At 56.8% G+C, this 23,510-nt stretch carries 23 protein-coding genes and 1 pseudogene; 10 read left to right on the top strand and 14 right to left on the bottom strand.

Annotated features, from left to right (window positions below):
• Window positions 1-25: 25 nt before the first annotated feature.
• Window positions 26-961, bottom strand: a complete 936-nt coding sequence (locus tag EE896_RS09855; protein WP_140915586.1) for a quinone oxidoreductase family protein — start codon at window positions 959-961, stop codon at window positions 26-28.
• Window positions 962-1,034: 73 nt separating this feature from the next.
• Here EE896_RS09855 and EE896_RS09850 point away from each other — a divergent pair, with 73 nt between their 5' ends.
• Window positions 1,035-1,529: a MarR family winged helix-turn-helix transcriptional regulator gene (locus EE896_RS09850; protein WP_105099195.1), complete on the top strand. Its 495-nt coding sequence runs from the start codon at window positions 1,035-1,037 to the stop codon at window positions 1,527-1,529.
• A gap of 14 nt (window positions 1,530-1,543) precedes the next feature.
• Window positions 1,544-2,443 carry an L-proline-binding transcription factor PsrA gene (psrA, locus tag EE896_RS09845; RefSeq protein ID WP_003853527.1) on the top strand — a complete coding sequence of 300 codons (900 nt, stop codon included), beginning with the start codon at window positions 1,544-1,546 and terminating at the stop codon, window positions 2,441-2,443.
• Here psrA and EE896_RS09840 read toward each other — a convergent pair.
• Both EE896_RS09840 and tcuC read right to left on the bottom strand, forming a co-directional pair.
• Complete coding sequence (locus EE896_RS09840) at window positions 2,418-3,227, bottom strand: molybdate ABC transporter substrate-binding protein (RefSeq protein WP_003853528.1); 810 nt, start codon at window positions 3,225-3,227, stop codon at window positions 2,418-2,420. The two genes, psrA and EE896_RS09840, sit on opposite strands and share 26 nt — an antisense overlap.
• A gap of 10 nt (window positions 3,228-3,237) precedes the next feature.
• Window positions 3,238-4,545 carry an MFS transporter gene (gene tcuC / locus EE896_RS09835; protein ID WP_105099194.1) on the bottom strand — a complete coding sequence of 436 codons (1,308 nt, stop codon included), beginning with the start codon at window positions 4,543-4,545 and terminating at the stop codon, window positions 3,238-3,240.
• A gap of 554 nt (window positions 4,546-5,099) precedes the next feature.
• On the opposite strand from tcuC, the gene EE896_RS09825 reads away from it, so the two are divergent.
• A complete protein-coding gene (locus EE896_RS09825; RefSeq protein WP_008925162.1) occupies window positions 5,100-5,993 on the top strand; it encodes a dihydrodipicolinate synthase family protein in 894 nt (297 codons plus the stop codon).
• 14 nt (window positions 5,994-6,007) lie between these two features.
• Here EE896_RS09825 and EE896_RS09820 read toward each other — a convergent pair whose 3' ends face one another.
• From EE896_RS09820 to EE896_RS09810, 3 genes are all read right to left on the bottom strand, one after another.
• Window positions 6,008-6,502 carry a P-loop nucleotide/nucleoside kinase family protein gene (locus EE896_RS09820; RefSeq protein WP_008925163.1) on the bottom strand — a complete coding sequence of 165 codons (495 nt, stop codon included), beginning with the start codon at window positions 6,500-6,502 and terminating at the stop codon, window positions 6,008-6,010.
• 270 nt (window positions 6,503-6,772) lie between these two features.
• Window positions 6,773-7,012 (bottom strand): hypothetical protein, encoded by a 240-nt coding sequence (locus EE896_RS09815; protein WP_008925164.1) that lies wholly within the window; start codon window positions 7,010-7,012, stop codon window positions 6,773-6,775.
• 265 nt (window positions 7,013-7,277) lie between these two features.
• Entirely contained in the window at window positions 7,278-7,607 is a 330-nt protein-coding gene (locus EE896_RS09810) for a cupin domain-containing protein (protein ID WP_110411418.1), read from the bottom strand.
• Between the two features lie 139 nt (window positions 7,608-7,746).
• Here EE896_RS09810 and EE896_RS09805 point away from each other — a divergent pair, with 139 nt between their 5' ends.
• Window positions 7,747-8,385: an RpiB/LacA/LacB family sugar-phosphate isomerase gene (locus EE896_RS09805; RefSeq protein WP_003853539.1), complete on the top strand. Its 639-nt coding sequence runs from the start codon at window positions 7,747-7,749 to the stop codon at window positions 8,383-8,385.
• 66 nt (window positions 8,386-8,451) lie between these two features.
• Here EE896_RS09805 and EE896_RS09800 read toward each other — a convergent pair whose 3' ends face one another.
• From EE896_RS09800 to EE896_RS09775, 6 genes are all read right to left on the bottom strand, one after another.
• Window positions 8,452-9,216, bottom strand: a complete 765-nt coding sequence (locus EE896_RS09800) for an ABC transporter ATP-binding protein (RefSeq protein ID WP_033762966.1) — start codon at window positions 9,214-9,216, stop codon at window positions 8,452-8,454.
• A gap of 9 nt (window positions 9,217-9,225) precedes the next feature.
• Window positions 9,226-10,092, bottom strand: a complete 867-nt coding sequence (locus EE896_RS09795) for an ABC transporter ATP-binding protein (RefSeq protein WP_008925168.1) — start codon at window positions 10,090-10,092, stop codon at window positions 9,226-9,228.
• Window positions 10,064-10,969, bottom strand: a complete 906-nt coding sequence (locus EE896_RS09790) for an ABC transporter permease (RefSeq protein WP_003853540.1) — start codon at window positions 10,967-10,969, stop codon at window positions 10,064-10,066. Before EE896_RS09790 ends, EE896_RS09795 begins: the two co-directional genes overlap by 29 nt.
• Window positions 10,966-11,997, bottom strand: coding sequence for an ABC transporter permease (locus EE896_RS09785; RefSeq protein ID WP_003853543.1), 1,032 nt, complete (start codon window positions 11,995-11,997; stop codon window positions 10,966-10,968). The genes EE896_RS09790 and EE896_RS09785 overlap by 4 nt, the downstream gene beginning before the upstream one ends.
• Window positions 11,994-13,520, bottom strand: coding sequence for an ABC transporter substrate-binding protein (locus tag EE896_RS09780; RefSeq protein WP_225613765.1), 1,527 nt, complete (start codon window positions 13,518-13,520; stop codon window positions 11,994-11,996). The genes EE896_RS09785 and EE896_RS09780 overlap by 4 nt, the downstream gene beginning before the upstream one ends.
• Window positions 13,521-13,727: 207 nt before the next feature.
• Window positions 13,728-14,882, bottom strand: a complete 1,155-nt coding sequence (locus tag EE896_RS09775; protein WP_110411414.1) for a mandelate racemase family protein — start codon at window positions 14,880-14,882, stop codon at window positions 13,728-13,730.
• Window positions 14,883-15,233: 351 nt separating this feature from the next.
• On the opposite strand from EE896_RS09775, the gene EE896_RS09770 reads away from it, so the two are divergent.
• The 4 genes from EE896_RS09770 (at window position 15,234) to EE896_RS09755 (ending at window position 19,499) form a co-directional block, all read left to right on the top strand.
• Window positions 15,234-16,349 (top strand): ABC transporter substrate-binding protein, encoded by a 1,116-nt coding sequence (locus EE896_RS09770; protein WP_008925171.1) that lies wholly within the window; start codon window positions 15,234-15,236, stop codon window positions 16,347-16,349.
• A 165-nt stretch (window positions 16,350-16,514) separates the two neighbouring features.
• Window positions 16,515-16,922, top strand: a complete 408-nt coding sequence (locus EE896_RS09765) for a DUF2231 domain-containing protein (RefSeq protein ID WP_003853554.1) — start codon at window positions 16,515-16,517, stop codon at window positions 16,920-16,922.
• Window positions 16,923-16,934: 12 nt separating this feature from the next.
• On the top strand, window positions 16,935-18,236 hold the full coding sequence (locus tag EE896_RS09760) for a PQQ-dependent sugar dehydrogenase (RefSeq protein WP_003853556.1): 1,302 nt from the start codon (window positions 16,935-16,937) through the stop codon (window positions 18,234-18,236).
• 630 nt (window positions 18,237-18,866) lie between these two features.
• Window positions 18,867-19,499, top strand: a complete 633-nt coding sequence (locus tag EE896_RS09755) for a DapH/DapD/GlmU-related protein (RefSeq protein ID WP_140915588.1) — start codon at window positions 18,867-18,869, stop codon at window positions 19,497-19,499.
• Between the two features lie 36 nt (window positions 19,500-19,535).
• On the opposite strand, the gene EE896_RS09750 is transcribed toward EE896_RS09755, so the two are convergent.
• The gene (locus EE896_RS09750) at window positions 19,536-19,802 is read right to left on the bottom strand and encodes a hypothetical protein (RefSeq protein ID WP_039660253.1); all 267 of its coding nucleotides are present in this window, start codon (window positions 19,800-19,802) and stop codon (window positions 19,536-19,538) included.
• A gap of 233 nt (window positions 19,803-20,035) precedes the next feature.
• Window positions 20,036-21,238 (bottom strand): MFS transporter, encoded by a 1,203-nt coding sequence (locus tag EE896_RS09745; protein ID WP_008925174.1) that lies wholly within the window; start codon window positions 21,236-21,238, stop codon window positions 20,036-20,038.
• 128 nt (window positions 21,239-21,366) lie between these two features.
• Between EE896_RS09745 and EE896_RS09740 the strand changes: the two genes are divergently transcribed.
• Both EE896_RS09740 and EE896_RS09735 read left to right on the top strand, forming a co-directional pair.
• Window positions 21,367-21,822: a winged helix-turn-helix transcriptional regulator gene (locus EE896_RS09740; RefSeq protein WP_008925175.1), complete on the top strand. Its 456-nt coding sequence runs from the start codon at window positions 21,367-21,369 to the stop codon at window positions 21,820-21,822.
• A 236-nt stretch (window positions 21,823-22,058) separates the two neighbouring features.
• A pseudogene (locus tag EE896_RS09735) lies at window positions 22,059-23,488 on the top strand (purine-cytosine permease family protein).
• The last annotated feature ends 22 nt before the right edge of the window (window positions 23,489-23,510 follow it).

The raw sequence follows: 23,510 nt of genomic DNA, 5'->3' as shown, positions 1-23,510 counted from the left end.
CCCGCGCTGTTGATGCCGCGGGAGACTACAGCGTAAACACTGTTCGACAGCGGCTGTCATCTTCATCCCATGCTGTATCCACCTCAGAAAGAGGCCGTGGTTTAAAAGGCACCGAAAAGCCGTGCTGCCCGGCAGCCTGTAGTAGTTCTGCCAGTGAGTCAATCAGGTCTGCGTTGGATACGCTGCCCAGACCACTCCCCATCAGTGTCAGCCCGGATGCACGCAGCAAATGACTGTGCAAAGGAATCTCCTGTGCGCTGAGTGAGCCAATCTGAACGAAGCGAACGACATGATCACCGCCTCGCACCGCCGCTTCCATGATCGCCAGCGCGCTCTCACCCCAGAGATAATCCAGCACCACATCAATGCCGTCTGCCATCAGGGCAGGAAGTTCAGCGGCCATAGCATCCAGTGTCACGACGCTGTCTGCGCCCTCATTAAGCAGTTGCTGCAGTATCTCCGGGTTCCGGCCGGTCGCAATAATTTTGCCCGCGCCAAGACTGCGGGCGATGCGAATCGCCAGGCGGCCGGATGTGCCGGTTGCGCCGTTAATCAACACGGTTTCCCTTTTGCGCAGTTCAGCCCGGCGGGTGAGTGCGGCCCATGAAGACATGCCTGGATTGGCAAGCGCGGCGGCGACCACGGGGTCCAGCGCTGGAGGAAGCGGAATGACGCAGCGGGCATTGACCACCACACTTTCCGCCATGCTGCCCGACGCGGTACCAAAGGTCAGAAAGTAAACGGCATCGCCGTTTTCGAGGTAACCGGTGCCGTCAATGCCTGGCACCAGAGGATAGGGCGCAGTGGCGCTGTAATGCGTGCCTGCCGCCCGTGCTTTGACCAGCTGGCTCATGGCGGCGGCTTTCACGCGAACCAGCAGTTGGTTTTCAGCGGGCTGAGGAGTGGGGAAATCCCCATAGTGTGGTTTCTGACCGGCCTGACGAATGATGGCTGCTTTCATAGGTTGCTGTCCTTCTAATAATAAGCAATTAAGTGTAAAGTACACACATTATTCCTGCCTCTGGATGGCGTCAATGAAAAGTGTGCAAAATACACATAAATACGATGCGCTGCACAATTGTCTGCTGACGATTGCTGGCGCGCTTAACCGGCCCCAGCGCGATGTAGCGATGATTAAAGCGGCGGGTATCGACCTCGATCGGGCGCTTTTTCCGCTTCTGGTGCAGGTCAGCCGGTTCGGGCCGATCGGCGTGGGTGAACTGGCCGATCGGGTAGGGCGTGACTACAGCACGGTCAGTCGTCAGGTCGCGAAACTGGAAGAGACCGGACTGGTCCGGCGGCAGAAAAACCGGCAGGACAAAAGAATTAACGAGGCAGCAATCACCCTGGATGGCAGAGCGATGACGGATAAAATCGATGCGCAACGTGTGCAGGTTTATCAGCGCGTCTTCCGGCACTGGCCGGAAAGCGATCGTGAAACGCTGGAACAACTGCTCAGCAGATTCGTGTCCGACTTTGGTCAAACGGAAGGCGATGAAAATGATGAACAAAAGTCTGATGCAGGTTAAGGGAAGAGAAAACCATGCCGGTTAATTTCGATCTCAACGATCTCTACGCCTTTCGCGCGCTGGTGGAGTTTGGTAATTTTCGCCTGGCGGCGGAATCGATCTGCCTTTCACAGTCGGCGCTAAGCCGCCGCATCGATAAGCTGGAAACCACGCTGGGTATTAAGCTGTTTGAGCGGACCACACGCCGCGTCACGCTGACGCTGAAAGGGCATGCGTTTGCTCAGCGTTCGGAAAAGCTGCTGGCCGATTTTGAAGAGGTCATGGCCGATCTGAGTGAGGTGAGCTTAGCCCGCACCGGACTGATTACTGTGGCCTGCGTGCCGTCAGCGGCCTACTATTTCATGCCCAACATCATCCGGCTGTTTCAGGTGCGCTATCCCCGCGTACGCGTGAAACTGATCGACAGCAGTGCGGCTAACGTCTATGACGCGGTGATTGGCGGGCAGGCTGACTTCGGCATCAGTTTTTCCAGCCGCTCGCAGCCGGATGTGCATTTTCAGCCGCTGATGGATGACCCGTACGTGGCGGCCTGCAGGCGAGACCATCCGATAGCAGGCAAAAAGAGCCTGAGCTGGCAGGCGTTTTATCAGCATGAATGGATTGGGCTGGATAAAACCTCCGGCAACCGTAACCTGCTCGATCAGGCGTTACAGGCTGTTATGCCGGAGAAGCCCTGTGTCTGTGAAACCCGGCACGTGACAACTATGCTGGGGATGGTTGAGGCGGGGCTCGGCATTGCTGCCGTCCCCGCCATGTCGCTACCTGGCTACGAGCACGCGCTGCTGACGGCGGTGCCGTTAACCGATCCACCGGTGAAACGCACTGTGGGCCTGCTGCGCAAAAATGGCCGGATACTGTCACATATCGCCAGCGAACTGGAGAACCTGATCATTGAACAGTATCAGCGACTTTAACCGGTTTTGACGCTTTCACGGTGTGCAGGCCGCTGGCGTGGACAGCCTGCTGAGCCTCGGGCGAGGCGAGCCAGTGCAGCAGCTTCGCTGCCTCATCTGGCTGTGCTGACCTGCGCACCACGGCACCGGCAAAACGAGTGGTGTATTGCAGCTTGTCCGGCAGTTCACCAATGAAGGTTACGCCTGAAACAGGCAACAGCTCACTGACCTGCTGAAACCCGATGGCGTATTTACCTTCAGCAACCTGGGAAGCGACCGGGATGCGTTCAACTTCTACCGCCTTGCCTTTAACCTGATCCTCAATGCCCAGCCGTTTGAACAGCTGACTGCTGACATATTTGCCGCTGGCGCTGTCAGAATAGGCGATGGAAGAGGCATTCAGCAGGGCAGTACGCAACTCACTTTCGCTGCCGATTTTAATGGGTGTGGCACCCTTTTTAATGACGGCGCCAATGCGGGAGTCCGCCAGTTCAACCCGTGAGCCTGGCAGCGTCGCGCCCTCTTTTTGCAGATTGCTTAGCGCATCGCCAACCATGATGACCACATCAGCCGGTTCACCGCGTGCCAGCCGGGCTGGAATGGCTTGCGGTGTTTTACCCATTGACGGACCAGCAACGGTGTTGATGGTGATCCCTTCCTGTTTTGCGAATTGTGGCGACAGCGTATCCCACGCCGCTTTAAACCCGCCGGAGATCATTACCGTCAGTTCTTTTGCCTGCGCCGTGGCGCTGCCTGCCACGCTAAACAGCAGGGCAGCATAAAGTGACATCGTTTTCAGTTTCATCTTCCGTTCCTCAGCTAACAGTTTCATGGGCAGGCGTGACGGCACTGCGGGTACGACGATAGAGGTAGAGTGTCGCGCCCAGAGCGCAAACTGCCGCAAAACTCATCCAGTAACCTGGCGAGGCTTTATCGCCGGTCATCTCAATCAGGCCGGTTGACATCACCGGGGTAAAACCACCGAACAGCGCTGTTGCCAGGCTGTAGGCCAGTGAGAAGCCCGCAACACGGACTTCCGCGGGCATAATTTCGGTCAGCGCCGGGATCATCGCGCCGTTGTAGAGCCCGTAGATCATCGACAGCCACAGCAGTACACCCAGCATCATCGAAAAGCCTGGTGCCGCCGCCAGCATGCTCAGGGCCGGATAGGTGGTGACGATCGCCAGCAGTGTCATGGCGACCAGTACAGGCTTACGGCCAAAGCGGTCGGAGATCGCGCCGCCAATCGGCAGCCAGATAAAGTTCGACACTGCTACCAGCAAGGTCACCAGCAGGCTGTCAGAGGCGCTGAGCAGCAGCACTTTTTTGCCAAAGGTCGGCGCATAAACCGTAATCAGGTAAAACGCCGTGGTGGTCATCGCCACCATCAGCATCCCGGCAATCACCACCTGCCAGTTAGCCAGCAGGATGCGGAACACCTGCTTCACATCGGGATGGCTGCGACGGTTGTTGAACGCCTGTGTCTCTTCAAGTTTGCGACGCAATATGAAGATAAACGGCACAATCAGACAGCCAAACAGGAACGGAATACGCCAGCCCCATTCACGGATGGCGCTCTCTTCCAGCACGGCGTTGAGGATAAAGCCCATCGCCGCCGCCACCATAATGGCGACCTGCTGGCTACCCGACTGCCAGCTGGTGTAGAAGCCCTTGCGGCCCGGCGTAGCGATCTCCGCCAGATAGACCGACACGCCGCCCAGCTCTGCTCCGGCGGAGAAGCCCTGTAACAACCGACCGATCAGCACCAGCATCGGCGCCCACAGGCCAATGCTCTGGTAGGAGGGGATCAGCACGATCATAAAGGTGCCTGCCGCCATGATGGAGAGCGTGACAATCAGGCCCTTACGGCGACCGACCTTATCAATGTACGCTCCCAGTACCACTGCGCCAATCGGGCGCATCAGGAATCCTGCGCCGAACACGGCAAAGGTCATCATCAGTGAGGCGAACTCACTGCTGGCCGGGAAAAAGGTATGGGCGATGTAAGTGGCATAGAAACCAAACAGGAAGAAATCGAACTGTTCGAGGAAATTGCCGGAGGTAACACGAAATATGGCGCCAATCCTGGCGCGATGAGTCATGGGTGAGGTCGTTTGCATCAGTAACTCCAGTAAGGTTTGACGCTTTTTGCCGCGCCTGTTACTGAAGAGTGGATCAGCGCCCGTCGCTAAATAAGTGCAAAAAAGGCATTGATTGATGTGTGGGGAACATGATTTCTGGGGGTTATCATATAAAACCTATTTTATTCAGCAAGTTGAAGCGGATGGCTGTTTTTCTGCTCGTGTTAACGTGCGTGAGATAAGTTTGCGGAATTGTGACAGATTTCATATGCGTGTTACCGTCTAAAACGGAGATTCTGGCGTGACCAGAGGTCAGCGATGCTGGGGGCAAAGAGGTTCAGGACCGAGGTGGCGTGGAGGCATCAGGCAACGGTGATGTCGAAAAACGTACGTAGAGTTGCAGGTAGCGCATCTGATGTTCGGGTCGTGCCTCGGCTTCAAACAGTACGGCAATCATCGCTATTTCCTTTGGGTAAGATCAAAAAGGGCTGTAGCGCAAAAATAGCGGGCGGGGCAAAGCCATGCTTCGGCCAGTGACGAAATATGACTGTACAGGTGATAACCAGCCCGAACAGTCTCATGATGGAGCAAAGCGTATGTTCAGCGGACTCAGTGCCTTTCCCCTTACTCCTTTTGCCGATGGCAAACCCGATGAAGCGGCCTTTCTTCGGATCCTGCGCAGGCTGACGGAGGCAAAAGTCGATTCTCTGGGCGTGCTGGGGTCCACCGGCAGCTACGCCTGGCTGACACGGGCACAGCGCAGGCGCATTGCTGAGCGGGCCGTTGAAAATGCGGAGGCGATTCCAGTGATGATCTGCATTGGCGCGATAAATACTGATGAGGTGCTGGCGCTGGCAGAGGATGCGCAGCAGGCGGGCGCAGCCGCTTTACTGCTGCCACCGCTGGGGTATCAGACGTTGAAAGAAGATGAGGTGTTTACGCTGTTTGAAACCGTGACGCGACACGCCTCGGTGCCAGTCTGCATTTATGACAATCCGCGCACCACCCATTTTACGTTCTCCGATGCGTTACTGAGCCGGATTGCCTCACTTCCCGGTATCGGGTCGGTAAAAATTCCCGGTGTTCCGGCGGCGCAATCGGCAGCAAATGATCGCCTGGCCCAACTGCGCGACATACTGCCTGCTTCCGTGTCGGTTGGCATCAGCGGCGACGCGTCTGCTGCCAATGCGTTGATTGCAGGCTGTGATGGCTGGTATTCCGTGTGCGGCGGGCTGTTCCCACGTGTCGCGAAAGCAATGACCGACGCAGCAGCAGCAGGTGATCATGAGAGCGTCAGGGCGCAGTCGGAGCGCCTGCAGCCTTTGTGGTCGCTGTTCCGCCAGCACGGCGGCAGCTTCAGGGTGATGAATGCCGCAGCAGGTCTGCTGGGACTGACGGCACGCGACTGCCTGCCGCGTCCGCTGTTGCCACTCTCTGATGCGGATAACCAGCAGATTGCTGAGGTGCTTGCGGCACTCGATCTCTCGTAAATTTGCAGAAGATGTTAACTGTGCCGCACCAGGTTAAAGCCTTCCTCCTCCTGCGGCGGTTCAAAATAGCGGGTAATCAGCGTGAACTGCTCGTCCGTGGCGGCAAAGGCGTGTTCGCCGCTCTGATTACGGGCGTGCAGACGCGCTTTACACAGCGCGTCCGGCACATCCAGGTAATGCATGCGATGGTCGGCAGAGGATGCCTCAATCACCGAGCGCATCCAGTCACGATTCCCCCGGGTGTTGGCCGGAAAATCGAGCACAACCGATACGCCTGCGTTAAGCAATGCGACCAGATGCGGCGTCATCGCCTTCCTGAGCTTTGCCGCAACACGCACGTAATCAGCCACCGATTGCATCTCATCCTTATAGAGTGCGGCCAGCCACTGATCTTCGCTGATCACTACGTAACCGGGCGCAGCACCCAGCTGTGCTGCCAGCGTCGATTTCCCGGACGCTATTTTTCCACACAGCAGATGCAGCGTGGCGGAGAAAGAGGTCATGGTCATAGCACGCCTGTGGAACCTGATAATAAATCGGGAAGATTAAGGCTAACAAAAGAGTTGAAAGAGAAGCAATGAGAGTCGTCGGGTCGGTTTAACAAGGTCGTACACGTATATCAGCTATCAGCTATCAATATTCGCGTCGGTGTAAATTACGGTGCAAAAAAGCGGCAGCTTTTCAGCAGAGGTGACGCGCCTGAACGGGGAAATACGGTCAGGCGGGTTTTCGTGGTAATGCCCGGTGTTGAATCTGTGCTGAACAGCCAGCCACAGACTTCATTTTTGGGCCATCAGCAACGTCAGCAGTTCACGGCAACAGGCTTCTTCTTCAGCACTGTCCGCAGAGGCCAGATGACGCAGTAACTCCATACAGCTTTTTTCCTTGCCCGCTTCCAGTAACTCTTCGATTAGAAAATTAAGTTTATCCTGCTCAGATGCAGCAAAGGATGAACGGAACTCACTATTAACCGGCGCGTTGTGATTCAGCGGCAAGGTAAGGGTGTTTTGCATCGGCATATTATTATCCTTTTACGGGTTAAAAAACGAACTGGCGTTGTCATTAAACTTATACAACGATCTTCATTTTGTACAGAAGTGAGCCCGAATGATTTTTTACAGGAAGCTAAGCGCAGCGCGGCCTGAGGGGAAACTGTGGTGAATCATTCTGTTAGCTGGGAAGGGAATGGTGGAAAAATTGTACGCGTTTTAAGTCAAATTTTTCGTGCAGGCAAAATGGGCATTCATGCGGCAGTTCATGAGGCGGCCCGCCGGGCCGCCTGCACTATTGCGTGGTCAGGAAATCTTCGCGCTGTGGCGTAAAGGTATCCAGCAGCACGCCAGCCTCAAGACAGACACAGCCATGAACCACATTGGGTGCTTTATAGAGTGTGTCCCCAGCGCCAACTTCCCGGGTTTCACTGTTGATGGTGAAGGCAAAGCGTCCGCTCAGCACATAGGTCAGCTGCTCATGGGGATGATGATGTAGCGGACCGATGGCGTCTTTTTCAAAACGCACTTCAACTGCCATCATTGTGCCGCCATGTGCCAGTACGCGGCGGGTCACGCCGTTACCCAGATCTTCCAGTGGTCGCTCTTTGTGGTAGATAAACATCATTGTCCTCAAGCAGTCGTGGGCGCTGCAATGGCCGTTTTGTGATGGGCCTCACAGCACCAGGGTGAATTAATCCATGCACTTTAATGGTTTTTCTCTAAAATGAAACGGTGTTTCATTTATTTTACGAGGGTAGATCATGAAAATCGCGTTAATGATGGAAAACAGTCAGGCCGCTAAAAACGTTACCGTGCTGAAAGAACTGGAAGGCGTCGCGCAGCCGCTGGGCCATCAGGTCTTCAACGTCGGGATGAGCGATGAGCAGGATCATCATCTGACCTACATTCACCTCGGCATCCAGGCCAGCGTGCTGCTTAACAGCCAGGCAGTGGATTTTGTCGTTGCGGGCTGTGGCACCGGCCAGGGCGCGCTGATGTCGCTTAACATCCATCCGGGCGTGGTCTGTGGCTACTGTATCGATCCGGCGGATGCTTACCTGTTCGCTCAAATCAACAACGGCAATGCCTTATCTCTGCCATTTGCTAAAGGTTTTGGCTGGGGCGCTGAGCTGAACCTGCGCTTTATCTTTGAAAAAGCGTTCACGGGCGAGAAGGGCAATGGCTATCCGCCAGAGCGCAAAGAGCCGCAGGTGCGAAACGCCGGTCTGCTGAATCAGGTCAAGGCTGCGGTGATCAAAGAGAACTACCTTGATACCCTGCGTGCCATCGATCCTGAACTGGTTCGCACCGCCGTCAGCGGCCCGCGTTTCCAGCAGTGCCTGTTTGAGCATGGCAAAAACCAGGAGATCGTTGCCTTTGTGCGTCAGCTGACCCACTAACGCATTCGATATCACAGGGCCGGTCCAGCCGGCCTTTTTTGATTCTTTTCAGATACCCGCTGATATTCAGCCCGGCTGCGCCAGCGCCGCATGATTGTGGCGACTCGCTTCCACCAGCATCCGCGTATAGGGCATTGCGGCGCGATCGGCCACCAGCGTCGGCACATCCAGCGTCTCCAGCACTTTGCCCTGTTGCATGACGGCTACGCGATGGCAGAGATGCGCCACCACGCCAAGATCGTGCGTCACCATCAGATAAGTCAGGTTCTCCTGCTGCTGCAGATCGCTGAGCAGATTCAGGATCTCTGCCTGCACCGAAACATCCAGTGCGGAGGTCGGCTCATCCAGCAGCAGCACGCGTGGCTCCAGAATCAGCGCCCTGGCAATTGCCACGCGCTGACGCTGACCACCGGATAGCTGGTGGGGATAACGCGTCTGCCAGGCACGGTTCAATCCGACTTTATCCAGCATCGCCACGACCCGCTGCTGACGCTGCCCGATACCCTGAATCTGCAACGGCTCTTCCAGAATGTCGCCCAGCGTGTGACGCGGATGCAGCGAACCGTAAGGGTCCTGAAACACCATCTGCACCTGCCGACAGCGCGCCCGAACGATGTGATGCGCCAGTGGCTGACCATCAATCATCAGCTCTCCCTGCCAGTGAGTGAACAGCCCCGCCAGACACTTCAGCACCGTGGTTTTGCCCGAGCCAGATTCACCGACCAGCCCGAAGATTTCACCCTGATTAACCTGCAGATTTACGTCGAACAGCACCTGATTCCGCGCGCCTTCATCGCCAAAGCTGAGGTTGAGATTTTTTACATTAATCATCACCACTCCTTAATCGGTTAACCAGCTTGCGTGACGTTGTAACACTGGCAGGCGTGTGCGGCGGTGATCAAGGTCGGGCAGCGCCGCCAGCAGTCCCTGCGTGTAAGGATGCTGTGCGCGATCGAGGTCACAGGCGGCCAGTGACTCCACGACGCGCCCGGCATACATCACCAGCACCCGATCGCAAAAGCTGCGCACCAGATTGATATCGTGACTGATAAAAATCAGCCCCAGTCCGCGCGCTTTCACCAGATCATCGAGCAGTGCCAGCACCTGCAGTCTTACTGAGACATCCAGCGCAGAGGTCGGCTCATCGGCAATCACCAGTTCCGGTTCGGTGATCAACATCATGGCAATCATCACGCGCTGACCCTGACCGCCGGAAATCTCATGAGGATAGAGCTGATAAACCCGTTCTGGATCGCGGATCTGCACTTCCTCCAGCATTGCCAGCGCCCGCTGACGTGCTGCCGATTTCTGATCGCGATGATGACTACGCCAGGCCTCGGCGATCTGCTCACCAACCCGAATCACCGGATTCAGCGAATATTTCGGGTCCTGCATAATCATTGAGATGCGTTTGCCACGAATGGCGCGCATCTGCGCCGGGCTGGCGTGCAGCAGGTCGATATCGCCAAACTGCATCCGGCTCGCCTCAATGCGCGCCTTCGCCGGATGCAGCTGCAGCAGGGCGCGACCCACGGTCGATTTACCGGAGCCAGACTCGCCGACTATCGCCAGCTTCTCCTGACCGAGCTGAAAAGAGACGCCGCGCACCGCCGGGGTTGCCTGGCGTCCGTTAATAAAGTTCACGTGCAAATCGCGCACGTCGAGCAACGGCGTGGCGTTACTCACTGCGGGGATCAAGCAGGTCACGTAGGCCATCTCCTAAGAAATTAAATGCCAGGCTGTTAATCAGGATCGCCAGACCGGGCACGGTGACCACCCACCAGCACTCAAGCATGTAGGTGCGGCCGCTGGCGATCATCGCGCCCCATTCCGGATCGGGCGGCTGTGCGCCCAGCCCGAGAAATCCCAGCCCGGCGGCAGTGAGGATAATGCCCGCCATATTCATGGTGATGCGGATAATCACCGACGGCAGGCAGAGCGGAATAATATGTTTCCACAGCACCCGCAGCGGCGATGCGCCCTGTAAACGGACCGCTGAGATAAAGTCCGCCTGACGCAGCGACAGCGTTTCGGCGCGCGCCAGACGGGCGATAGGCGGCCACGCGGTGAGCGTAATGGCAATCACCACATGCTCCAGACCCGGGCCCAGGGCGGCAACAAACGCCAGCGCCAGTACCAGGCTCGGGAAGGAGATAAAGATATCGGTGACGCGCATCAGCACGCTATCGACTTTGCCGCCGAAGTAACCGGCGGTGACGCCCAGCAGCAGGCCCAGTGGCCCGACGGTGACCGACACCAGCAGTACAATGTAAAGCGTGATGCGCGCGCCCCAGACCAGACGGCTGAAAATATCGCGGCCAAACTCGTCGGTGCCAAACCAGTGGGCTGCACCGGGCGGTGTCAGGGCGTTGTTCAGATCCTGAATCAGCGGATGATATGGCGCGATCCAGGGCGCAAACAGTGCGACGATGCAGAGCAGCAGCACAATGCCGCCGCCAATGGCGGTGAGGGGATTACAGGCCATGCGCCAGAGGAAATAGCCGCAGCGGGCTGCAAACCGCTGGCAGCGTGCCAGACGCTCGCGGGAGTGACTTACAGAGGCAGTGTCAAAGGAGATCGTCATACTTTGGTCCTCGGATCAAACACCTGATAGAGCAGGTCGGAGATCAGGTTAAGCAGTACAAAAATCAGGCCCACCACCAGCACACAGCCCATCACCGCATTCATATCGCCCAGCATCAGGCTGCCGGTGAGGTAAGAACCAAAGCCGGGCCAGGAGAAGACCGTTTCGATCAGTACCGCGCCCTCCAGCAGCGAGCCATAGGCCAGCGCCACGACGGTCAGTAGCTGCACCAGGATGTTGCGGAAGGCGTGCTGCCAGATCACCTGCCATTCGGTCAGGCCTTTGACCCGTGCGGTCAGGATGAACTCCTGCGAGAGCTGCGCCAGCATAAAGCTGCGCGTCATGCGGCTGATGTAGGCCATAGAGTGAAAACCCAGCAGCGAGGCGGGCAGTACCAGATGGTTGAGTGCGTTCCAGAATACCTGGCTGTTGCCGGCCAGCAGGGCGTCGATCAGCATGAAGCCGGTGCGATGGGGCACAATGCCATCCAGGCTGAAATCCACCCGTCCTGCGCCGCCGACCCAGCCGAGATGGGCATAGAACAGCAGCAGGCCCATCATGCCGACCCAGAAGATCGGCGTGGAGTAACCGGCCAGACTGAGCATCCGCACCACATAGTCGATGACGCTGTTACGGCGTGCCGCCGCCAGCACACCCAGCGGTACGCCGAGGCCCGCACCAATCACAATTGCCAGCGTGGCCAGCTCTACTGTGGCGGGAAAGACGCGCAGAATGTCGTATACCACCGGCTGACCGGTGAGCAGCGCATGGCCGAGATCGCCATGCAGCAGCGCGTTAAGGTAGATGCCAAACTGTACCCACAGCGGTTTATCAAAGCCGAGCTGGTGGTAGACCTGCTGGTAAGTGGCCTGATCGGCGTCGGGGCCGACAATCGCCAGCACCGGATCCAGCGGCATTACCCGGCCAATAAAAAAGGTCAGCAGCAGCAGGCCGAACAGGGTAATCAGCACCTGCACCGCGCGATGGGTGATGCGACGGCACTGATGTCGGGTCAGGGTCAGAATCATGGGGTGCCTCCCGCCAGGGCTTCAGGGGTTTTCCAGACGTCGCGCAGAAAGGTGGTCGCGGAGGGATGGGGCTGATACGCCTGCACCCGGTTACTGACCACCACGGAGTCGAGCATTTGTGAAATCGGCATCAGCGCAGGCACCAGCTGGTCATAGCGTTGCTGGATGGCGAAATAGTCCTGCTGCTGACGGGATTTGTCGCGTTCAACCAATGCCTGATCGATCATGCGGTTAAGCTGCGCGTCGTAGAAACCGGTGCGCCAGCCCTGAAAGTTAGTCAGCCGGGCGCTGTCCGCATTGTTCGGGTTGTAGACCAGCGAACGCAGGCTGGAGTGGGGATGCGGCTCTACACCGCTGCCGCCGCGTCCGACCAGCAGATTAAACTGACGATCGCGCATCGCGCCATAAATCTGGTTGCCGGTGCCGGTAATGATTTTTGCGCGAATCCCGCCCTGCAGCAGCGTTGACTGCACCGCGATGGCGATATTCAGGAACGGCTGATCGGCCAGCACCCGCAGCGTGGTGTTGAAGCCGTCCGGATAACCCGCCTCAGCCAGCAATGCCCGGGCACGCGGCACATCAAGCCGGTAACCGGGGTCGGGTAGCGTGGCGGGCATCCCGGCCTGAATCGGGCGCTGATGGAGTTCGCCGTAGCCGGTCATCAGGCTCTTATTGATGCCCTGATAATCGACCAGATAGCGGACCGCCTCACGCACTTTGCTATTCCCGAAGTGCGGATCTTTCATGCTCATCGCCAGGTAATAAATCGTCCCTTTTCTGACTGCGTCGATGGTGAGGTCGGGATCGTGGCGCAGGGCGCGCACGTCGGGGATCGCCATGTTACTGGCAATATCCAGGTCGCCTTTCTCCATCATCAGCCGCAGGGTCTGCGACTCCTGAAGGTGGCGGAACACCACCCGCGATATTTTTGCCTCTCCGCGCCAGTAGTCTGCCGCGCGACTCATCCGCAGCACATCTTTTGCCTGCCAGACATCCAGCCGGAACGGGCCGGAACCCGCTTCATGCGTGGTCAGCCAGCGGTTGCCCCAGTCGCCATCAACCTCATGCTGCTGCACCGTTTTGCGGTCCAGGACCACCATGCTGCCCAGCGCCGCCAGCGAGTAAATCACCAGTTGCGGATCGTTTGGCTTAGGAAGTGTGATCACCAGCGTGCGGTCGTCGGGGGCGGTGATCATCTGGTCAACGTTGTCGCGGCTGAAACCGTACGATTTCCACACTGAAGCCTGCGCCAGATTCAGATGCAGCACCCGCCGCATCGACCAGACCGCATCGGCGCTGGTGAGCGGATTACCGGAATGAAACCTGACGTTGTCACGCAGGTGAAAGGTCAGGGTGCGGTTATCGGGGCTCACTGACCAGCGTTCGGCCAGCGCCGGGCGCACCTCGGTGAGCTGCTGCGGGTTCAGCTCAACCAGGCCGTCATAAAGATTCACCACTATGCCGACCACCTCGTTGCCGGTCATGGCGGCCGGATCCAGGGTGAGCAGGTTATTCATGTTCATGCCGACGATTAGCTGATCATCCGGCGTTTTTGCCTGGATAGACGCGCTGCTCGTCAGCACCAGCAGCGTGATCAGCCACGCGCCACATCGTTGTGTCAGGGTCATAAGTGAAGTCCAGCAGGTCAGAGGTTTTTTCCCGTTTACCGCGTCGTCAGAGGTGCGCGGTAACGGGGTTCTTATTGTGTGCCGTACTTTCGGAAGTGCGATTTACCAGCGATTCAGCGTATGAGTCTCAATCCAGCTGAAATTAATATCTTCACCCAGTCCGTTTCCCGTGGGCAGGGTGACAAAGCCCTGATCGTCCATCGGATCAATCAGGCTATTGAGGTAGGCAGGCGGCGTCTCATAATCCAGGAAGGGATGCAGCAGGCCGCGCTCATACCAGCGGCAGTTACGAATCGCGCCGACCACCGCCAGGCTTGCTGCACCGTTGCCGTGGACTTCGCAATCCATACCAAAGGCTTCAGCCAGACTGGCCACTTTCATCGTGGCAGAGATGCCGCCTACGCCATTGGCACCCGCACGCAGAATGTCGCACGCGCCGGCGCGAACCCAGTCGGCACGGCTGTGATGTTTACCGCCCAGACTTTCCGGGCCGAGCACGTCGATAGAGAGCTTGTCCGCCAGCCAGGCGTAAGAGGCCATGCTCTCTTCTTCCATTGGCTCCTCAAACCAGGCGAAATTAAGTTTTTCCAGTGCCTTGCCGATGGTCAGCGCGTCACTTCGGCTATACCAGTGGTAGCCATCCAGCATCAGTGCGATATCAGGGCCGACCGCTTCGCGCACTGCCGCGCAGGCTTTGATATCCATCGCCGGGCTGGGCGCAAAGGAGACCGGCGGCATCCAGGTGTGCAGCTTGATCGCCTGATACCCGCGCGCCACCAGCTTTTCAGCAAACTGTGCATACTCATCGGGCGTCGATAAACCACCTTTCAGCTCATCGCCACACATGGTGCTGCCATAAGCCGGGATCTTCTCGCGATAGCCGCCCAGCAGCTTGTGGACCGGCTGTTTCAGTTTGCGCCCAATCAGATCCCACAGTGCCTGCTCCACAGCGGAGAGCGCCCGTTCGGTGAGCTGGTGGGCACTGCCGCGCTGCCAGTGCACCAGGTCCTGCCACAGACGCTCGCGGTCAAAGGCGTTCTGACCGATCAGCACCTTGCGGAAGAAGGCATTAACCACGTGAGAACGCACCACTTCCGGCGGCGCAAAGGCGTAACCGCAGTCGCCATCCTCGCTGGTCAGGGTCAGTAACGCCATCTGGGCATCATTCTCCGGACCCGGATGAGAGTGTCCTGCGCTGTCGGCGCAACGCTGGGTGGGATAAGTAAAAAGGGTGACATCAATGGCGCTGATCTTCACGGTTAAGCTCCTGTGGCAGGCTGTCCTGATGAATTATTAAAACGCTGTTTCATTTTAAATTTAGCGATCACAATTCATTAACGCATTAGCCAAAACGATACGATTAACGGCTAAAATATGTGCAGCCGCCCAGGCCGTTGTGAGCATATTCACGAAAGATGCGCGTTTTGTGAGCCGCGACACGCTGCGCTTTTTTGTGCCCGGAGGGAGCATTGTTTACCCTCTTCTCAGCCTGTTAACGCCGCGCAGCAAAAACATTTATTTGGATGACTTCCCCTGACCCCGGTTTTAGGTAATAGTAACGCCGTTTTACATTAATAATTCTCATTATCATTTGTGCGGGTTTTTACAATGAAAAAATGGTTTTTAGCGCTGGGGCTGTTGACGTTAGCCGGGACGGCTTCGGCCAAAATGATTACCGATGTTGCAGGCCGTCAGGTCGAGGTGCCGCAGGAGGCAAAACGCATCATTCTGGGCGAAGGGCGTCAGATCTATCTGCTGGCGGCGTTTGATACGGGTGCGCCGTTTAAGCGGGTGATTGGCTGGCGTGATGACCTGCATAAAGCGGACTGGGACGGTTATCAGGCTTATGAAAAACGCTATCCGGAAATTAAAAAATTACCGACCTTTGGTGGCGCAAAAGATGGCACCTTCAACGTGGAACAGGCGTTAACCCTGAAGCCCGATCTGGTGCTGATGAATCTGGAATCCAAAGCTGCCACCGATGAAGGCAAGCTGATTGAAAAACTGCAGGCGGTGGGTGTGCCTGTTGTGTTTATCGATTTCCGTGAAGCTCCGATGGTGAACGCGGAGAAAAGTATCCGCATCATGGGCGAACTGGTGAATAAACCAGAGCGGGCGCAGGAAATTATTACCTTCCGCCAGCAGCAGATTGACCTTGTCACCTCGCGTCTGAAAAACTTTACCGGCTACCGGCCGAAAGTGATGATTGACCGTGCAGGCGGCTACAGCGACGAGTGCTGCATGTCGTTTGGTAATGAGAACTTTGGTCAGATGGTAGAGATAGCAGGCGGTCGCAATATCGCTAAAGATCTGATTCCTGGTACCTTCGGCACCGTTAACCCGGAGCAGATCATCGCCAGCCAGCCGGATGCGGTGGTGGTGACCGGCGCGAACTGGAAGAACTACAATACCGTGGGCAAATGGGTCGGCGTGGGTCCGGGTGCCAACGTCACTGAAGCCACGGCGCGTCTGAAAGCGCTGATGATGCGCGATGCTTTCAAAACTCTGCCGGTGGCGCACAACGGCAACGTCCACGCCATCTGGCATCAGTTTTATGATAGCCCGTATCAGTTTGTGGCGATTCAGGCGCTGGCGAAATGGCTGCACCCCGATCTGTTTGCTGATTTGGATCCGGACGCCACGTTCCGCACCTTCCACGAGAAGTTTCTGCCGCTGCCTTACCAGCCAGGATACTGGGTCACGTTACCCGCGGATAAGTCCTGACAGACCGGCGATGACAGGGACGTCATCCGCCTGATTTGCAATTCCCTTCGAATAAACCCTCTGTTTCTCTTCAGATTTACTAATCTTTTACAGGCGCGGCGTCGGTTGCTCTGAGCAGCGCGACGTCTGACCCGATCCGCATTCACGTTAAAAATGGAGAGAAACATGCGCAATACCCTGGGAAGATCGGCGTTTGCCGTGACGCTTTATGCCTTGCTGGAGCCTGTGCCGCTGGGCTTTTTTGTCGCCGCCTGGCTGTTCGACATTCTCTACATGCAGACCTTTGTACAGTTCTGGACGGATGCCGCCAGCTGGCTGATTGCGCTGGGACTGATACTGGCGATTGTGCCGCGACTCATCGCGCTGGTTTATCTGTTTCGTGGCAGTGACAGTGCGGAAAAGGGCCATTTCTGGCTCTGGCTGGTGGCGATTGCGATCGCTATCGTCAATGCGTTTATTCACAGCCGTGATGCCGCCGCTGTGATCCCGCTGGGTGTGACGCTTTCGACGCTGGTGGTAGCACTGCTGCTGCTGGCGAATGTGCAACTTGCGTTACGTCAGCGTAGCGCTTAAGGAGGAGCCACCATGAACATACCGCATAAAACGCTGCTCGCGCTGACCCTGACCGCCTTGCTGGCAGGCTGTGATGAGGGTGCGCTGGTCGATCCGCAAAAGCAGACGGGACCGAACCCTGAACTGCCGCAGGCGAAGAATTTCTTTATGCCGCCAATGCAGGTGCCGGAAGGCACGCCCTGGAAAGCGGGTGAAATGCCAAAAGTGGCTGACGGGTTAAAGATTGAAAAAATTGCTGAGAATCTGCAGCATCCGCGTCAGGTCTATGTGCTGCCAAATAACGATGTGCTGGTGGCGGAATCCAACGGACCACCGAAGCCAACGACACGGCCTAAACAGCTGATCATGGGCATTGTGCAAAAAGCGTCAGGCAAAGGGGGAGAAGGCGGCAATCGCATTACGCTGTTGCGCAATGTTAACGGTAAATGGGAGCAGCATCGCTTTATTGAAAATCTGCATTCGCCGTTTGGTATGCAGCTGATTGGTAATACGCTCTATGTCGCGAACGCTGACAGCCTGGTGAAATTCCCCTATCGCGAAGGGGAAACGGAGATTCGCACCGCACCAGAAGAGGTGACAGAATTGCCGGGTGGACCGATTAACCACCACTGGACCAAGGCGCTGTTAGCCAGCCCCGATGGCAGCAAGCTCTATGTCGGTGTCGGCTCCAACAGTAACGTCACCGAGAACGGCATTGGTGCCGAATATCGTCGTGCGGCGGTGCTGGAGGTGGACGCAGCCAGTGGTGCCAGCCGTATCTTCGCCAGCGGACTGCGCAATCCAACCGGCTTACAGTGGGAGCCGCAGAGCGGCAAGCTGTGGGCTGTAGTCAATGAGCGTGATGAAATCGGCTCCGATCTGGTGCCTGATTACATGACCTCAGTGCAGGATAAAGGCTTCTACGGCTGGCCCTACAGCTACTATGGCCAGCATGTGGATACCCGTGCCGAACCGCAGCGCCCCGATCTGGTAGAGAAAGCGATCAAGCCCGATTATGCCCTGAGTTCACATGTCGCGCCGCTGGGTCTGCTGTTTTATGGCGCCGATAACATGCCGCAATACCGTGGTGGCGCGTTTATCAGTGAGCATGGCAGCTGGAACCGGACACCGCTGAATGGCTATAAAGTGGTGTGGGTGAAATTCGAGAATGGCAAGCCAGTAGGGCAGCCGCAGACGGTGGTCTCGGGCTTCCTGACGGATGACGAAAAGCAGGTGCGCGGTTTGCCGGTGGGTCTGGCCAGCGACAAACAGGGCGGTGTCCTGATTGCTGACGATGCAGGTAATACCGTCTGGCGAATCAGCGCCGCGAAGTAAGTTCCGTGCTGCTTTTTTAAGCAGGAAGCAGGCATAAAAAAAGGATTTGGCATGTCGCCAAATCCTTTATTTTTTTGTTCGCTACCCGGCTGGTAACCGCGCTGCGAACGAGGTGCTCAGCACTCTCCACAGACAAGATTGTAAAATGTGCGGCTAAGGATTTCAAGTTTCGCCAAAATGCTGTATGTTTATACAGGTGTTGAGTGTTGAGCATCGCCTCATTGTCGACTGGCCGCTCCCAGGGGCACGGTTTTAAAATCCCGGCAGGCATCAGGTGGTGCTGGCCTGTGGCTTTAACCATGAGTGCCGCTCAGCCCTCTCCACAAAGATGTGCTTAGGCACCCGGCGGGTAGAGTCAAAGCCCTGGTTTGCCGAACAGCGCGCTCCTGTAAAAGGAGAAGGAAAGTGATGGAACTGACTAAGCTGATTCTGGATCTTATCCGGGTCATCTTGCAGATCATCGTTGCCCTTATGCAACTGACCGGTCACGCAGGTTAACCGGAACTTGAAACAAGGCGGAGCTAACCACTCCGCCTTTTTTCTTTGTCAATTCTCTGTCATCGGCGTTGTGTAAGGTGGTAAGGCAAAAAGCAGGCCGCCGGGGCGCTGCTTATCCAGACCGGGAGTAATATGTCCATTGCCGCCGATGTACCTGCCCGTTTAGCGCACACCTGGATTGATGACACTGTGAAGATGCGGGAAACCACCGTGGGTCAGCAGTGTGAGATCCTGGCGCACAGTTCACTGGAATATAGCGAACTGGGTGACTTCTCCTATGTCGGCGAGCACTGCTGCCTGGCCGACACCAAGGTAGGGCGATTCTGCGCCATTGCCAATCAGGTGCGTATCGGTGCGCCAAATCATCCCATGGACCGCGCCTCTCAGCATCGCTTTACCTACTGCCCGGAGTATTATCATCATGATGCCCGACGGGACCAGGGCTTCTTTGCCGCCCGTCGCGCCGACCGTGTAGTGATCGGAAATGATGTCTGGATCGGTCACGGTGTCATTGTGCTGCCTGGCGTTACGATTGGAGATGGTGCGGTGCTGGCTGCGGGCGCCGTCGTGACGAAAAACGTTGCGCCTTACAGCGTGGTTGGCGGTGTGCCGGCCCGGCCACTGCGGGTGCGGTTTACCCCAGCGATTGCGGCCCGCCTTCAGCGCATTGCCTGGTGGAACTGGCCGCTGGAGAAATTGATGGCGAATCTGCCCGACTTTCAGCACGGCGACATCGACGCGTTCTGCCAGCGGCACGATAGTTAATTTGCTCATTATCCCGCTGACTGAGGGCGCGTCTGCCTATTTAAAAATGAGCCAGCCCGCCACGCTAAGCAGTCCCACGGTCAAAATGGCAAACACTTCCCCGCGAGCAAATGCATTCGCACGCTGCTGATCGTCATTATGAATGTCATGAAAACGTGCCAGCGCACGATTTTCATCAGGGGCGGTCACTTCTTCGAATTGTTTCTCGTAGCCGCGCTGAGACAGTTCAGCCGCGCCTGCGCTGTCGCTTCTCTCCAGCACGGTAATCTGGCGTCCATTCTTAAAAAAACAATATTCCGGCATGTGCTCCTCCTGGAACAGGGTGGCTGTGAGAAATAACCTATATGAACCGGCCGCGCGTTGTATAGCGAAGTCTTGAGACTCTGAATACTGGCGTCGCTTACCGCAAAGCATATCTGTCACGGATGATAACTTCCAGGCTGTTGAATGGTCTGCTGTGCCGGTCTGTCCCTCGCACCACACCAGAGAGTCTTACCGAGCCATCAGTGGAATAATGCCCTGCAGAGGTAATGTCATTAGTGACGCATACCGTACCAGCAGAGAAAGGCAGAGGCGCTGGCAGTTGCCCCGGCATAGCAGACCGCCTGCCATCCCCAGTGGGCGTAAAGCTGGGTAGCTGCAATCGCGCCCAGTGCACTGCCCAGCGAGTAAAAGCACATATAGGCACCGACCAGACGACTGGCTGCCTCGGGCCGGGCAGCCACCAGCAGGCTCTGATTAATCACATGTACCGTCTGAATAGCGAAGTCGAGCAGGACCACCCCGACTATCAGCAGCAGTAGCGAGCTTTGCAGCGCGGCTATCGGCAGCCAGGAGAAGGTCAGCAGCACCAGGGCGAAGCCGGTGGCTTGCTGCCCCCGTCCCTGGTCAGCCCATGAGCCTGCTCTGGAGGCCGCCAGCGCCCCGGCCAGACCCGCCAGTCCGAACATCCCAATCGCGGTGTGAGTCAGCGACAGGTCCGTCAGCGGCAGTACCATCGAAGACCAGAGCATACTAAAGGCCGCAAAAATCAGCAGCGCGAGGATGCCTCGCCTGCGCAACAGCGGTTCCGTCCGGAACAGCCGAAAAACCGACAGTAACAGCTGAGTGTAGGGGGTGCGCTGCGGCTGGCCGGTTGTGGCGGGCAGCACTTGCACCAGTACCAGCGAGATCAGCAGTAACAGGCAGGCGGCCGTCAGAAAGACCGCCCGCCAGCCCGCCAGATCGGCAATCATCCCGGAAATAAAGCGCGCCAGCAGAATGCCGATCACGATGCCACTGGTCACGCTACCCACCACCTGTCCACGCTGCGTGGGTGACGCCAGCATGGCGGCCCAGGCCACCATCAGCTGCGTGACTACCGCCATTAACCCCACCAGCAGCATCGCACAGAGCAGCGTCATCAGGTCGGGCGCGAAAGCCGCGGCGGTTAACGCCAGCACGGAAAGCACCAGCTGGGTGAGCACCAGTTTTTTGCGGTTGATGCAGTCGCCTAACGGCACCAGAAAGAGTAATCCGAGGGCGTAGCCGGTCTGAGTGACCGTAACCACCGTGCCAATGGTGCCGGGAGAAACCTGCAGGCTGGTGGCTATCAATTCCAGCAACGGCTGCGCCGAATAAACATTGGCGACCGCCAGCGCAGAGGTGAGTGAGAACAAAAAGATCATCCGGGGCGAGAGCACCGGCATCGCGGCGGGCGATGGATCGGCTTCCTGAGCCTTGCATGTCGTCGTGGTCATAATTATGCCTTCTGGTTTTTATTTGAAACTGGATTGACATTATCATTGATCGAGCTGGTTTTTTTTTGCAACTTCTTTTCAAGGTGGCTAAGCTGGATTCATCAGACAGGCAGAGTGAGAGAATAAAAATGGCTAAGCAGGAATCCCTGAGAACCAGCGAGTGTCCGGTTGCAAGAACCCTGGAGTCTATAGGTGAGCGCTGGTGCATGATGATCGTGCGTGAAGCCTTTGATGACGTCCGCAGATTCAGTGACTTCCAGCGCAACTTAGGGCTGGCGAAAAATATCCTGGCGTCGCGCCTGAAGCAGCTGGTGGAGATTGGGGTGTTTGAGATTGCGCCGGCCTCGGATGGCAGCGCCTACAGCGAATATGTCCTGACCGAAAGAGGCCGTTCACTGTTTCCGGTGGTGGTGGCTATGCGCCAGTGGGGCGAACGCTATCTGTTTGAAAAGGGCGAGACCCACTCGGTGTTGCTGGATAATGCGGAAGGCAAACCGCTGCCGCGTCTTGAAGTTTACTCGTCTCAGGGGCAGAAACTGGATCCCGCCGACTGCCATCGTCAGCGGGTCGTTGCTGAGGGTTAACCGTCGGAGTATCGCCTCCTCCCTGCACGCTGAGCCTGACCTACCTGGCATCGCACGCGATCCCGATCGGCGTTATCAGCCTGTCGATATCATCACATTTTCCAATGACAGGTTGCCTTGTAACTTTCAGATGTGCATGACATTCTCGCTAATTGTATAGACATGTAATTGCAACCAGGGATAGGGCAAATCACGCTTTCCGTTAACGCGTCTCTTACCGTTTCAGCGAGGAATCTATGTCGGTCAAATCATCCGTATCAGATTATTCAGGCGCAGAGAAACCGCGCCTGTCAGAAACCCGTTCTATTGATTACATCCATTGCGTGAACGGCATGGTCATCCTTTTAGCCAGTTCACGCTCTGGTTTGGTGGCAACCTGCAAATTACCGCGATTGTTACGGGTGCGCTGGCCGTGGTACTGGGCGGCGATGTCATATGGTCCCTAATCGGCTTACTGGTGGGACAGATTCTGGGTGCAGCGATCATGTCGTTGCATGCGATCCAGGGTCCGCGTCTTGGGTTGCCGCAGATGATCACCAGCCGTATGCAGTTTGGCGTCTTCGGTGCCGTGATTCCTCTGGTGCTGGTCTGCATGATGTATGTGGGGTTTTCAGCCAGCGGGACGGTCCTGGCGGGGCAGGCCCTGGCTAAACTTGTCGGTGTCAGCAATGCAACCGGGATGATCCTGTTCAGCACCCTCATCGTGATCATTGCGGTGCTGGGCTATCGCGTGATTCATCAACTGGGGAAGGTGGCGAGCGTCATTGGCGTGTTAGCCTTTGCTTATCTGTTTATCACGCTGTTCACTACGCATGATTTATCCGCCGTGTGGCAGAATCAGCACTTTACCCCGGCAAATTTTCTGCTGGCGGTCTCTCTCTCTTCCTCCTGGCAGATTGCCTTCTGTCCTTATGTCTCGGACTATTCGCGCTACCTGCCAGCAGATGTCTCTGCGAAGAAACTCTTCAGCGCGGTATTTTTGGGCACCGTACTGGGCACCCAGGCGTCAATGACGCTGGGCGTGATCGTCGCGGCCATTGCCGGAAGTGCGTTTGCAGGCAATGAGGTCGGTTACATCGTGAGTATGGGCAGCACAACAACCATGGCTATGGTGATTTATTTCGCCATTTGCTTTGGGAAAATCACCTTTACCACGCTGAATGCGTACGGCAGTTTTATGTCACTGACCACTATTGTCTCTGGCTTCCGTCAGCAGACCACACTGAGTCGCGGCGGGCGCATACTGTTTGTGGTACTGATGGTGGCGCTGGCCTGCGTTATTGCTCTCCTCAGTGAACCGGCCTTTCTGAAATCCTTCACGCACTTCCTGCTCTTTTTGCTGGCTTTCTTTGTGCCCTGGAGCGCGATCAGCCTGACCGATTTTTATCTGATCACCAAAGGCAGCGTTGATGTCCCGGCGCTGTCTCAGCCGGACGGACGCTATGGACGCTGGAACCTTGCCGGTATTACCGTCTATTTTCTGGGGGTGCTGGTGCAACTGCCGTTTATCGATAATCCGCTGCACCACGGATCGCTGACCTGGATTTTTGCCGGTAATGATGTCTCGTGGATCGTCGGCTGGTTTGCGACGGCACTGTTGTGGCTTGTCGCCAGCCGCTGGGATCGCCGTGGCACACCTGAACAGTCAGTTTATCCTGCGGGGTGACAGATTAAGCCGCCGGGCGGCT

Source organism: Pantoea eucalypti (assembly GCF_009646115.1).
Taxonomy (GTDB): domain Bacteria; phylum Pseudomonadota; class Gammaproteobacteria; order Enterobacterales; family Enterobacteriaceae; genus Pantoea; species Pantoea eucalypti.
Note: the sequence above shows the minus strand (reverse complement) of the source record. Positions and strands in the feature narration are given on the sequence as shown.